Annotated in this window: 9 protein-coding genes and 1 pseudogene; 6 read left to right on the top strand and 4 right to left on the bottom strand. The window is 60.4% G+C overall.

Going from position 1 to position 12,215, the window contains the following annotated elements:
- Positions 1–235 precede the first annotated feature (235 nt).
- The gene (locus tag IP85_RS10025; protein WP_054149546.1) at positions 236–1,672 is read left to right on the top strand and encodes a histidine kinase; all 1,437 of its coding nucleotides are present in this window, start codon (positions 236–238) and stop codon (positions 1,670–1,672) included.
- A gap of 63 nt (positions 1,673–1,735) precedes the next feature.
- Here IP85_RS10025 and IP85_RS10020 read toward each other — a convergent pair whose 3' ends face one another.
- The 4 genes and pseudogenes from IP85_RS10020 to IP85_RS10005 form a co-directional block, all read right to left on the bottom strand.
- On the bottom strand, positions 1,736–2,392 hold the full coding sequence (locus IP85_RS10020) for a response regulator transcription factor (protein WP_054149545.1): 657 nt from the start codon (positions 2,390–2,392) through the stop codon (positions 1,736–1,738).
- 365 nt (positions 2,393–2,757) lie between these two features.
- Positions 2,758–3,546 (bottom strand): annotated as a pseudogene (locus IP85_RS10015) (ATP-binding cassette domain-containing protein).
- Between the two features lie 67 nt (positions 3,547–3,613).
- A complete protein-coding gene (gene fhuF / locus IP85_RS10010; protein WP_054149544.1) occupies positions 3,614–4,222 on the bottom strand; it encodes a siderophore-iron reductase FhuF in 609 nt (202 codons plus the stop codon).
- Complete coding sequence (locus tag IP85_RS10005; RefSeq protein ID WP_245280848.1) at positions 4,219–4,875, bottom strand: iron chelate uptake ABC transporter family permease subunit; 657 nt, start codon at positions 4,873–4,875, stop codon at positions 4,219–4,221. Before IP85_RS10005 ends, fhuF begins: the two co-directional genes overlap by 4 nt.
- Before the next feature lie 303 nt (positions 4,876–5,178).
- Between IP85_RS10005 and paoA the strand changes: the two genes are divergently transcribed.
- The 5 genes from paoA (at position 5,179) to IP85_RS09980 (ending at position 12,179) form a co-directional block, all read left to right on the top strand.
- Positions 5,179–5,697 carry an aldehyde dehydrogenase iron-sulfur subunit PaoA gene (gene paoA, locus IP85_RS10000; RefSeq protein ID WP_082347642.1) on the top strand — a complete coding sequence of 173 codons (519 nt, stop codon included), beginning with the start codon at positions 5,179–5,181 and terminating at the stop codon, positions 5,695–5,697.
- Positions 5,694–6,644, top strand: coding sequence for a xanthine dehydrogenase family protein subunit M (locus IP85_RS09995; protein ID WP_054149542.1), 951 nt, complete (start codon positions 5,694–5,696; stop codon positions 6,642–6,644). The genes paoA and IP85_RS09995 overlap by 4 nt, the downstream gene beginning before the upstream one ends.
- 5 nt (positions 6,645–6,649) lie before the next feature.
- Positions 6,650–8,848, top strand: coding sequence for an aldehyde oxidoreductase molybdenum-binding subunit PaoC (paoC, locus tag IP85_RS09990; protein WP_054149541.1), 2,199 nt, complete (start codon positions 6,650–6,652; stop codon positions 8,846–8,848).
- 309 nt (positions 8,849–9,157) lie between these two features.
- Positions 9,158–10,438, top strand: a complete 1,281-nt coding sequence (locus IP85_RS09985) for a glycerate kinase (RefSeq protein ID WP_054149540.1) — start codon at positions 9,158–9,160, stop codon at positions 10,436–10,438.
- A 175-nt stretch (positions 10,439–10,613) separates the two neighbouring features.
- Positions 10,614–12,179 (top strand): ABC transporter substrate-binding protein, encoded by a 1,566-nt coding sequence (locus tag IP85_RS09980; RefSeq protein WP_054149539.1) that lies wholly within the window; start codon positions 10,614–10,616, stop codon positions 12,177–12,179.
- Positions 12,180–12,215: the final 36 nt, after the last annotated feature.

Genomic DNA, 12,215 nt, shown 5'->3' with positions numbered 1-12,215 from the left:
GCCACGCGGAATGGTAAGGGTACTTGGTCTCGCGAAATCATGGATCAAAGTCCAAACTTAGTTCAGACCTTGGTCTGAACTTCTGCAGAACGCAGTCGACAAGAAGACTTAAGCGTGCATCAATTCGAGCCCAAGTGTAGGCAGGGAAACTGCATCACTATACTGGGTGCCTCTGGAAGGCGCGGGGGAAGGGAAAACCGATGCTTATGCCCTGGGCAGAACTCGGCCCGGTGTGATGAACACCAAGTCGAAGAAGATTGCACATGAAATTGCGCCGCTATCCTTGGTCCAGAGCGCCTGGACAAGGCTGAAATCCCTGTCGCTGTCGGCACAGTTCCTGATTGCGGCATCCCTGATCGTCTTTGGCCTGATGACCGGCGTGAGCCTGTTTGTCGCCGCACAGGTCGAAAAGGCGGCCCGGAATGCGGCGGGCTCCGCAGGAGGCGTCAGACTGCAGACCCTCGTCGCCCCCCTGTTGGAGCGCGCCGAAGACGGGGAGTTTCGCTTCGATGAGAAATTTCAAGCCAATGTTTCGAGCCTGATCGGGACCGGGCCTCCGGGACAGCGGATCATCAACATCAAGATCTGGTCTGCCGATGGCCGACAGGTCTATCCACCTGATGCCTCCGGGGAGCCCCTGCTGTTTGACGAGCTCGAACAGGCCCTCGCCGGAAGGACGATCGTCTCCCGTACCACGGTTGCCAAACACGCCTATACGGACGAAGAGGAAGCCCAGTCTCTTCTCGAGGTTTATAGTCCTCTCGTCAGGTCGTCCGAAGGTGTGGTTTTGCTGGCGGGTGAGATCTACGAAGAATCCGAAGTGCTCGAACGGCAGATTGCAGAGACCCGGCAAACGTCGATGGCTGGCGTCTTTCTTCTGTCTGTGCCGATGCTGTCAATGCTCTATCTTGTGGTCAGGCGAGGCGCGCAGCTTATCGAACAACAGCGCCGAACTCTGAAGGAAAGCCTCCGCAACGCCATCGAGCTGTCGGTTGAGAACAATCGCCTCCGCCTCCTCGCCGACAATGCGCGGACAGAAGCCGGCAAGCTGAATGAGCGCATCCTGGATCAGATCGGTGCGGACCTGCATGATGGTTCGGTTCAGCTTCTCACGCTCCTGAAGCTGCGTTTGAGCGATCTGGTCACGCCGCGGCCGGATGTCTCCCCAGAGATGCGGGATGCCCTCACCAAGATCCTGGATCTCGTGGGCAGTGTTCTCGATGAGGTACGTAACCTGTCGGCCGGGTTGGTGCTTCCCGAGCTTGAGCATGCCACCATTGACGAGGCTCTCCAGTTGGCAACCAAGCGTTACCTTGAGATCACGGGACGTGAAACGGTCTTGACTGGGGGCGCGGGCACGGATCTGCGCATTCCTGATCTGTCGATCTGCCTCTACCGGTTTGTTCTCGAAGGGCTGATGAACAGCTACCGTCACGCCCACGGTAATTCTCACATGGTGCGCTGCAGCTTCAAACGCGGACGTCTGTTCGTCGCGGTGGTGGATATTGGCCAACGCCCGGTCTTGTCGTCGAAACGTGAGGTGCAGAGGGCGCGATTGGGCAAGGTCAGCCAGAAGCGACGCGTTCGCACATTTGGTGGTCGGGTACGCTATTTCCCTCGCCGAAACGGTTCATTTGTTGTGGCGAGCTTGCCGATTGGAAACGTCGACTGATACCAAGTGTTGATGACAAGAAGCCATCCTATCTGTTCCTATCATCGACACTTGGTACGATCGTCAGCTTGCGATCCGGTCCCGCGGCGACGTCCGGTTCCTCACGGCAATCACGAGTTCGACGCGATTGCGGACGTTGAGTTTGCTCATCAGTGAAGTCATGTAGTGTTTGACCGTCTTTTCGCTGATGTTCAGGCCGACGCCGATTTCCCTGTTCGTCATGCCCTTGAGCAGGCCGCTGACGATCTGCTCCTCGCGATGGTGTAGCTGCTCACGCGGCTGTGCCTTGCGCCGCAGCTCCGACGTCTTCATCGACACGATGACTTTGGTTGCAAAGCCGGGTGTGATGTAGGTCTCGCCGCTGTGAGCACTGATGATGGCGTGATGCAAATCCGAAGATGATGCGCCCTTGAGGACATAACCGCTGATGCCAGCTTCGATGAGTTCGACGGCGGGCTGGATCGCGCTGGAAGCCGTGAAAACGATAACCTTGGTCGCGGGATAGGAGGCCAGCATAACGTCGATCGCTGCGAAGGCATCTCCCGGCATGCTCAGATCCATGACGATTACGTCCGGATGATGGTTTTCCAGGATGTTCAGGGCATCCACGCTGTTATGGCCCATCGCCACGACATCAAGATCAGCCTTGGTCCTGTACAGGCTGACCAGTCCCTCCAACAGTATCGGATGATCGTCTACAAACGCGACACGTACAAGCATTACCCCTACCCCTCTAGGGATATATTTACCATGGCAAATACCTTTCAGGAAGCAGTTGTTTAAGTTTCAGTTAATACTGGCGCGGCCTTTTCTGGTAGAGTCGGCGAGCCGGCGCCTCGGCTGCAGTTGCTGGTCTGCGCTGGGCCACGACTACTGTGATACCAGTTTGACCCTCAAAGCGATTTACGGCGGGCCAGCTTATATTCTAAACCGTATATGTTTATTATCTAATATTGACTTCTTGGAAGCCTTTAGTTGGCGAGTGATGAGCTTGGCGTTTGCGCTTACTGTCGGGTTCGACCAGACAATCTGGAAAGCCCGTCATTGGGAATTGCGCGCTGTCGGTGGACGAGCTTCAACGCAGCCTAACGCGCAATCGCCAGAGGTTTCCGCGTTGGCTCGTGGATCATGACGTCCATCGGCAAACCATAGATGCGCTGGAGTGCTTCAGGCGTCATGATCGTCTCTCAGGCTCCCTGCATGATCACGCGGCCTGAATGGAGCGCCGTGATGGTGTCGCAAAAGCGGGACGCCATGTTGATGTCGTGCAGCACGATGATGATGCCGAGACCCTTCTCCTGAGACAGCTTGCGGACCAGTGAAAGGACCTCGATCTGATGGGAAATATCGAGGGCCGAGATCGGTTCGTCGAGCAACAGGTATTCCGTATCCTGAGCCACCAGCATGGCGAGCCAGGCGCGTTGTCTTTCACCGCCCGAGAGCGTGTCGACGAGGCGGTCGGCGAGTGGGGCGACACCGGTCAATGCAATTGCTTCCTCTGTCTTTTGTCTGTCCACCTCGCCGAAACGACCGAAGGCGCCTTGCCAGGGATAGCGTCCAAGCGACACGAGTTCGCGGACGGTCATTCCGGCAGCCGAGGGTAGGTGCTGCGCCAGATAGGCGACCTTGCGCGCCAGCGCCCGGTCGCCCCAGGTGTCGAGCCGTCGTCCGTTCAGGGTGATGCTGCCGCTCGTGGGCATTTGCTGACGTGCCAACAGTTTCAGAAGCGTCGATTTGCCTGAGCCGTTGTGCTCTATCAGCCCGAGAACCTGGCCATCCATCGGGATATCGAGCGTCAGCGGTGCAAGAATGGGCCGCTCGGCCACATCGAAGGCGACGTCGCAAAGAGAGAAGGTCGATCTCTGTCTGTTCAAGATTTCATCCTTTTTACTCGATCTGGGCAGAGACTGCGGCAATCCTCGATGCCCGGAATGCGATCCCTCAGACAGCAGACTTTCCGGCGACGCACGCGCATCCGTCTTCCTCGACGTAGCGGATGGCATCCGTCATCGGGGCGGGTAGGTTGAAGGCTGGGTTTTTCCCGGGAAGCTGCCGGACAATCCACTCGAGATAATGCGCCGCATTGCCCCAGAATACTTTTCTCGACAGGCCGCTCTGCCTTGCCAAGGCATCAATGAGCGGGTTCAGGTGCGTGGACACCAGCAGAGAGGCTGCCTGGTCTGCCTCTTCTGCCGTGAAAGCGTTGGGGAGACGCAAGGCGACCGGCTCGCTGTCGTCGTCGACGACGATCGCTGTGTTCTCGATCTCGGCATGAACGGCTTTTCCCCCGATCAGGGACAAGGACATGATGGGGATAATCACGGTCGCCAGATATTTCTGCGACCATAGGGAAACCAGATAGCCATCGGGTTTGACGCCAAAGCGACGTGCGTAGTTTTGCATGAGACAAGCAAAGGCATCGGCTTCCAGCACCTGTGCGGATGGCTCCACCCTGCGGATTTCCGTTCCATGGGACAGTCTGTCCCTGATCGGCGACAGCAGGCCGCTCAATCGTGCGAGCAGATCCTCCGGGCGGCTGAGGCCTTTCATGGGTGCCTCCGGTAAAGGAGCCAAAGGAAGTAAGGTCTACCGACGAAGGCTGTGAGGACGCCTGCGGGGATTTCGTAGGGGAAGTGAATGCTGCGACCGAGCCAGTCAGCCGCGGTCATCAAGGTTGCCCCGATGGCTGCGGCGCACAAGGCCCGGTTCAGCGGTTTCGGAGGCGTGGTCATCGCCGCGATATGGGGCGCGATCAGTCCGACAAAGCCCAAGGGGCCGACGATCAAGGTTGCCGCGGCGGTGAGGACGGCTGACAGCGACCGGAGCCACGTTCGGCACCGTCGTGGGTGAAGCCCCAGTTCGCGCGCCGCCTGGTCTCCGAGTGGCAGGATTTGCAGCCAGCGTCGAAAAAGCGGAAGCAGAGCAAGAGCGACCAGCAAGATCGCCAATCCCGCCAACCCGGTGATTGCCGTGGCGCGGTAGGTCGGCCCCATCGACCAGGCCAGCACATAGCCCGCACGCGGATCGCCGCTTGCCAGCACGACAGTGATGAGCGTGGCGGAAAAGGTGCCGATGGCGGCACCTGTGAGCAAGGCCGGTCCGGGCGCATGGGCGGATTTGGCGGTGATGGCCATCATCACCAGAAATGTCGCGAGCGCCCCGCCAATGCCGCCGAGCAACATGACCAGCGGAGAGGACAACACTCATGGCGGTGCGGGTCACAAAGAAACATGTCTTGAAAACTCATGTTAAACTTTTGCGGGCGCTGCATGCAAGCACAAAGCCCAAGCCGCGAGCCGGTATCGCCCAAAGGAGTTGGCGTGAGCCACTGTCGATCCTCTCGCAAGCAGACAGCCAACGCCCAGCAGGACCTGATATCGGTTGGAACAAAGTCGGGTCGGGTGGCTTTTGCAAACTTGGCGCGGCTGTGGCTGGTCGAGTGTCGGTCGCATCCCGGCGAATAGGCCGGAACCGTTCCCGTGGGGACGCGATAACGAGGTGAGTTGATGAATGAGACTAGCAAGGTTCGCCTGACGGTGAACCGGATATCCCGCGAGATCGACCTCGACAACCGAACCACATTGCTCGACCTCTTGCGAGAAAACCTGCAGCTCACGGGCACCAAAAAAGGCTGCGATCATGGCCAGTGCGGCGCATGCACCGTCATCGTCGACGGACGTCGGATCAATTCGTGCCTGACACTCGCCGTCATGAACGAGGGCGCTGAGGTCACTACGATCGAGGGGCTGGGCGCGCCCGGCGATCTGCACCCGATGCAGGCCGCTTTCGTAAGGCATGACGGGTTCCAGTGTGGTTATTGCACGCCCGGCCAAATCTGTTCCTCCGTCGCGATGCTCGAAGAGATCGCGGCCGACGTCCCCAGCCACGTTACCGATGACCTGATGAACAAGGCACGACCGACCGCCGAGGAGATCCGCGAGCGGATGAGCGGCAATATCTGTCGCTGCGGTGCCTATTCCAACATCGTCGATGCCATTACCGAGGTCGCGGAAACACGCTCATGAAAGCCTTCACCTATGAACGCGCGGCCTCGGCCGAAGCGGCAGCGCAAATTGCCGCGTCAAATCCGCATGCCAAGTTTATTGCAGGCGGTACCAATCTTCTCGATCTGATGAAGCTCCAAATCGAGACGCCGACCCATCTGATCGATGTCAACGGGCTGGACCTCGACGAGATTGAACCGACGGCGGAAGGTGGCCTGCGGATCGGGGCCTTGGTGCGCAATACAGATCTGGCAGCCCATGAGATTGTCCGTCGAGACTACCCGCTGCTTGCGCGGGCGCTGCTTTCCGGTGCTTCCGGGCAATTGCGCAACCGCGCCACGACCGGCGGAAACCTTCTGCAGCGGACCCGCTGTCCCTATTTCTACGACACCAATCAACCCTGCAACAAGCGGCAGCCGGGCAGCGGCTGTTCGGCCATCGGCGGCTTCAGTCGGCAGCATGCGGTCCTCGGGGTAAGCGACGCCTGCATCGCGACCCATCCCAGCGACATGGCCGTTGCGATGCGCGCGCTCGATGCCGTCGTCGAGACTGTGAAGGCGGATGGCAGCCGGCGGGTCATTCCGCTTGCCGACTTTCACCGTCTGTCGGGAGACACGCCGCATATCGAAACGGTCCTGGAGCAGGGCGAGATCATCGCGGCAGTCTGTCTGCCGCCGCCGATCGGCGGCACCCAGATCTATCGCAAGGTTCGCGACCGCGCATCCTATGCCTTCGCGCTCGTGTCTGTCGCAGCCGTGATCCAGCCGGACGGGTCCGGGCGGATCGCTCTCGGGGGCGTTGCGCACAAGCCGTGGCGGATCGAGGATGCGGAGGCACAATTGCCGAACGGTGCTCAAGCGACGGCGGCAGTCTTGCTCGCTCGCGCCCGACCCACGGACCAGAACCGTTTCAAGCTCGCTCTCGTGGAGCGCTTGCTGAGCGCCGTCATTGCGCAAGCCAAGGATTAAAGCTCATGAAGTTCGACAGGCCAGAAACGACCAATCCCATCGACAATCTGAAGGTGATCGGCCGGCCGACGCACCGGATCGACGGCGAGCTCAAGACGACGGGTGGCGCCACCTATGCCTATGAGCACTGGGATCTCGGTCTCAAGATCGCCTATGGCTATCCGGTGGCTGCCGGCATCGCCAAAGGGCGCATCATTAAGATCGACAGCGAGAGCGCCCGGCAGGCACCTGGCGTCATTGCCGTGGTCACCACACTTGACGTCGGAAAGCGCGAGAAGGGTGAGCACAATACGGCAACGCTCTTTGGCGGAGATGTCGTGCAGCATTATCATCAGGCAATCGCGCTTGTCGTTGCCGAGACATTCGAACAGGCGCGGGCAGCGGCTTCGCTGATCGACGTTTCCTACGAGCGCGAGGAGGGGGCTTTCGACCTGTCCGAGGCCATGAAAACGGCAGAAAAGCCTTCGGAAGATGAGACGCCCGACACTGCCTTCGGCGAGTTCGATGAAGCCTATGCTCGCTCGCCTGTGACGCTTGATGCCGATTACAGCACGCCGGACCAGTCGCATGCGGCGATGGAGCCGCATGCCTCGATGGCAGTCTGGGACGGTGATGAACTGAAGATCTGTACCTCGAGCCAGATGATCGACTGGTGGCGGACGGATCTTGCGACCTTCCTTGGCATGGACAAGGAGAAGATCCGGCTGATGTCACCCTTCATCGGCGGAGGCTTCGGCGGCAAGCTGTTTCTCAGGGCGGATGCGGTGCTTGCCGCGCTGGGTGCCAAGGCTGCTCGATGCGCGGTCAAGGTCTCCCTGCCGAGGCCGGTGATCATGAACAATACCACCCATCGGCCGGCGACGATCCAGCGTGTCCGGATCGGTGCCGATACCCATGGAAAGATCGAGGCGATTGCACATGAGAGCTGGTCTGGCAACTTGCCGGAGGGAAGCCTCGAAACGGCGGTCAACCAGACGCGACTTCTCTATGCGGGCGAAAACCGCATGACCTCCATGCGCCTGGCGATGCTCGACCTGCCCGAGGGCAATGCGATGCGCGCGCCGGGCGAAGCGCCGGGTCTGATGGCACTCGAAATTGCCATGGACGAGATGGCCGAAAAGCTCGGCATCGATCCTGTCGACTTCAGGGTCATCAACGACACGCAGGTCGATCCGGAAAACCCGGATCGCCCCTTCTCGAAACGCGACCTGATCGGTTGTCTGCGCCTCGGTACGGAACGCTTCGGCTGGAGCGACCGAGGAAAGCCTGGAGCGCGGCGCGACGGCAACTGGCTTGTCGGAACCGGGGTTGCCGCAGCCTATCGCGACAACTTGCTGGTTGAGTCCGGTGCCCGGGTCCGCCTCGAAAGCAATGGTCGGATTACCGTCGAGACTGACATGACCGACATCGGCACGGGCAGTTACACCATCATTGCGCAGACCGCAGCCGAAATGATGGGGGTAACGTTGGAGGATGTCGACGTCCGGCTCGGCGATTCCAGCTTTCCGGTATCCGCCGGCTCCGGCGGTCAGTTCGGTGCCAATTGTTCGACGGCTGGCGTCTATGCCGCCTGCGTCAAGCTGCGCGAGGCCGTCGTCAAGAAACTCGGTCTCAATGCTCAGGACGTTCGCTTCGAAGGCGGTCAGGTTCGCTCGGGCAATCATGCGATCCCGCTGTCGGATGCTGTCGGTGCTGATGCTCTGGTCGGCGAGGACACGATCGAATGGGGTGATCTCTCCAAGACCCATCAGCAATCGACCTTCGGCGCGCACTTCGTCGAAGTGGGTGTGGATATCGTCACCGGAGAATGCCGAGTTCGCCGTATGTTGGCCGTTTGCGCCGCCGGCCGCATTCTCAACCCGATTACCGCGCGGAGCCAGGTGATCGGTGCGATGACCATGGGCATTGGGGCCGCGCTTTCGGAGGAGCTTATCGTCGACACGAGCCGAGGCTTTTTTGTCAACCACGATCTCGCCGGATATGAAGTGCCCGTGCATGCCGATATCCCAAGCCAAGAGGTGATCTTCCTCGACGAAACCGATCCGATGTCGTCACCGATGAAGGCCAAGGGTGTCGGCGAACTGGGGCTGTGCGGCGTATCCGCGGCGATTGCGAATGCCATCTACAACGCCACGGGTGCTCGTATCCGCGACTATCCGGTTACGCTGGACAAGCTGATCGGACATCTGCCCGCCGATTTTTGATCTCGGACCGCTAGAGGGCGCGCGCGGCATCGATGTCGGGCGCGCCTTTGCTCCCCGTGTGAGGGTGCCGCAGTTGGGGTGCCCAGAGGCTGAACAACGCACCATCCTGCAGCACTGCGCCGCGCTGATCTCGGGAACTTCACCACGTTCGGGTGCCGCCTATGGAAGGCGGAGCGTTGCGATCCTGTCGAGTTTGAGGATAGCATCGCCGCCTCGGAACTGGCGTACTTTTCGCGGTGCGTCGGCAAACTACGATGGCGAGGTCACAGGGCCGCCTGTTCGCGAATGCCTTCGGGAGAGGCCAAGTGCATGATCGAAAGACCAGAATTTTTCCTGCGCCAGCTGTTCGACCGTGCCGTCGAGGTGGCGGATCCGATGCGGACGCTCAAGGATTTTCTGCCTGAAAAGCCGAAGGGTCGGGTGATCGTCGTCGGAGCTGGCAAGGCGAGTGCGCGGATGGCGGAAGCGGTCGAGGCGGTCTGGGGTCCCTGTGAAGGCCTCGTCATCACGCGTTATGGTTATGGCAGGCCATGTCATGGCATCGAGATCGTCGAGGCGGCCCATCCGGTTCCCGACGAAGCAGGCCTGAAGGCGACGGCGCGTCTGTTGGATCTGGTCGAAAGTGCCGGCGAAGGTGATTTCGTGCTGGCGCTGATCTCGGGCGGAGCCTCGGCGCTGCTGGTCCAGCCGGTGCCGGGCGTCTCGCTTGCCGAAAAGCAGGCGGTCAATCAGGCGCTGCTCGCGTCAGGCGCTCCGATCGACCGGATGAACACTGTTCGAAAACATCTCAGCCGGGTGAAGGGTGGGCAATTGGCCGCCGCAGCCTGGCCGGCTCAGCTCTTCGCCTTGGTGATCTCGGATGTGCCGGGAGACGATCCGGCCTTCATTGGCTCCGGTCCGACCGTTGGCGATCCGTCGAGCCCGGACGACGCTCTGGCCGTGATCGATCAATGGAAGATAGCGCTTCCTGGCGGGGTTCGCGAGGCATTGGCACGGGGCTCCGGGGTCGTCAGACCCGGCGATCCGCGCCTCGCCCGCGTGCGCAACGTTATCTATGCCGCGCCCCGGCAATCGCTGGAGGCGGCTGCGGAACTCGCCCGAGAGGCGGGTTGCGATGTTCGCATTTTCGGCGATGCCCTGGAAGGCGAGGCGAGGCTGGTGGCCGAGGCCCAGGCGAAAGAGGCTATAACCTTGCAGCACTCCCTGCGTGCCGGGGATCCGCCGATCCTTCTCCTCTCCGGCGGCGAACTGACGGTCACCCGGCGCGGCGACGGCATTGGCGGGCCCAATGCCGAGTTCTGTCTGGCGCTTGCGCTGGCTCTGGATGGCGCCGCAGGTATCCATGCGCTCGCTTGCGACACGGATGGCGTCGATGGTGCCGCCGAAGTCGCCGGCGCCGTCATCGGTCCCGAACTTCTGAAGAAGGCTGCCGAACTGCGTTGCGACCCAGAGGTCGCTCTGCAACGAAATGACGCCCATTCGTTCTTCGCAGCGTTGGACGCGCAGGTTGTCACCGGCCCCACCCTGACCAACGTCAACGATTTCCGCGCGATCCTCGTGCAGCCGCGTCCGACCCCATCAAGGCTTTAGCCGAAATTTCCGTTCACTGACGAAACCCGACGCGTGATGGGGGCTGGTGCTCGCTGCATTGGTGTGCCTGCGAGAAATCCTGTGGTTGATATCTATCATGATAAATTATTGCATTCGAGTTATCTATGTGAATTAATAGCGCACATAAAGGATGCCAAATCGAAAGGATTTCCCCATGAAGAGGCTGTTCCGGAGCGCATTTGCCGCTGCCGCCTTGAGTGTCGCCATGATCGCCGCCCAACCGGCGAGCGCGCAGACCCCGCCCAATGTCCTCGTCGTCGGGCAGATCGCCGAGCCCAAGTCTCTCGATCCGCATACGGTCACTGCCACCAATGATTTCCGCATTCTGGTGAATGTCTATGAGGGTCTTGTGCGCTTCAAGGACGGGACGCTGGAGATCGAGCCGGCGCTCGCCGAGAGCTGGGACATCTCGGAGGATGGCAAGACCTATACGTTCAAGCTGCGTCAGGGGGTGAAGTTTCACGACGGTTCGGACTTCACCGCCGAGGCCGTCAAGTTCAACTTCGACCGGATGCTGAAAGAGGACCATCCTTTCTACAATACCGGCCCCTTCCCCTTGTCGTTCAACTTCGCCTCTGTCGAGGCCGTCAACGTGATTGACAGCCAGACTGTCGAGTTCAAGCTGAGCGAGGCTTTTGCGCCCTTCCTGTCCAATCTCGCCTATCCCACGGGGCTGATCGTTTCTCCGGCTGCGGTGGAGCAGCATGGCGCCGACTATGGCCGGAACCCCTCTGGTACCGGACCCTTCAAGTTCGCCGAATGGCTGTCCAACCAACGTGTGGTCGTCGAGCGCAACCCGGACTACTGGGGTGAGGCTCCGGCCCTCGAAGCCGTCGTCTTTCGACCCGTGACAGATGCAAACACGCGTGTTGCCGAAATGCTTTCCGGAGGCATCGACGTGATGGTCGAGGTGCCGCCGGACAATCTCACGACCTTCCAGCAGGATGCCGCGTTCTCTGTCGCCGAGCAGGCGGGGCCGCATGTCTGGTTCGGCATCCTGAACACGAAGAGCGGTCCGTTCGCCGACAAGCGCGTTCGTCAGGCCGCCAACTACGCCGTCAACAAGGAGACGCTGGTCAACGATGTGCTCCAGGGCACGGCAACAGTGGCCGCTGGACCGATTCCGCCTGCCTTCAACTGGGTGGAAAGCTCGGTCGAGCCCTATGCCTACGATCCAGAGAAGGCCAAGGCCTTGCTTGCCGAGGCAGGTGTCGAGGCGCCGGAACTGACATTCTATGTCACTGAAGGCGGCTCGGGCATGCTCGATCCGGTGACGATGGGCGCAGCCATTCAGGCCGATCTGCAGGCTGTCGGCTTCAACGTCAAGATCGAGACCTATGAGTGGAATACCTTCCTCGGTCGCGTGAACCAAGGTCTCGACGGTCAGGCTGATATGGCCGAAATGGCCTGGATGACGAATGATCCCGACACCGTGCCCTATCTCACGCTGCGCAGCGATGCGATGCCGGATAAGGGAGGTTTCAACTCGGGCTACTATTCCAATCCTGAGGTCGACGCTTTGCTGGAGAAGGCGCGCACATCGACGGATCAGGCTGAACGCGGCAAGCTTTACGCCCAGGTCCAGCAAATCGTGCATGACGATGCGCCCTGGCTGTTTGTTGCCAACTGGAAGCAGAACGCGGTCACGACGGCTGCTGTCCAAGGCTTCAAGCTTCAGCCCTCCTTTCTTCTCAACCTGCACGGTGTGACGAAGCAGTAATCCTCCTGCGACTGACGCCAGCGGGTAATCCGCTCG

Source organism: Rhizobium sp. AAP116 (genome assembly GCF_001295785.1).
GTDB lineage: Bacteria > Pseudomonadota > Alphaproteobacteria > Rhizobiales > Rhizobiaceae > Allorhizobium.
This window is presented reverse-complemented; position numbering and strand designations above follow the sequence as displayed.

Bases quoted from the DNA above. Each gene is read 5' to 3' on its own strand.
- paoA (WP_082347642.1), top strand. From the start codon at position 5,179: ATGAATGAGACTAGCAAGGTTCGCCTGACGGTGAACCGGATATCCCGC.
- IP85_RS09980 (WP_054149539.1), top strand. From the start codon at position 10,614: ATGAAGAGGCTGTTCCGGAGCGCATTTGCCGCTGCCGCCTTGAGTGTC.
- IP85_RS09995 (WP_054149542.1), top strand. From the start codon at position 5,694: ATGAAAGCCTTCACCTATGAACGCGCGGCCTCGGCCGAAGCGGCAGCG.
- IP85_RS10020 (WP_054149545.1), bottom strand. From the start codon at position 2,392: ATGCTTGTACGTGTCGCGTTTGTAGACGATCATCCGATACTGTTGGAG.
- IP85_RS09985 (WP_054149540.1), top strand. From the start codon at position 9,158: ATGATCGAAAGACCAGAATTTTTCCTGCGCCAGCTGTTCGACCGTGCC.
- paoC (WP_054149541.1), top strand. From the start codon at position 6,650: ATGAAGTTCGACAGGCCAGAAACGACCAATCCCATCGACAATCTGAAG.
- fhuF (WP_054149544.1), bottom strand. From the start codon at position 4,222: ATGAAAGGCCTCAGCCGCCCGGAGGATCTGCTCGCACGATTGAGCGGC.
- IP85_RS10025 (WP_054149546.1), top strand. From the start codon at position 236: ATGAACACCAAGTCGAAGAAGATTGCACATGAAATTGCGCCGCTATCC.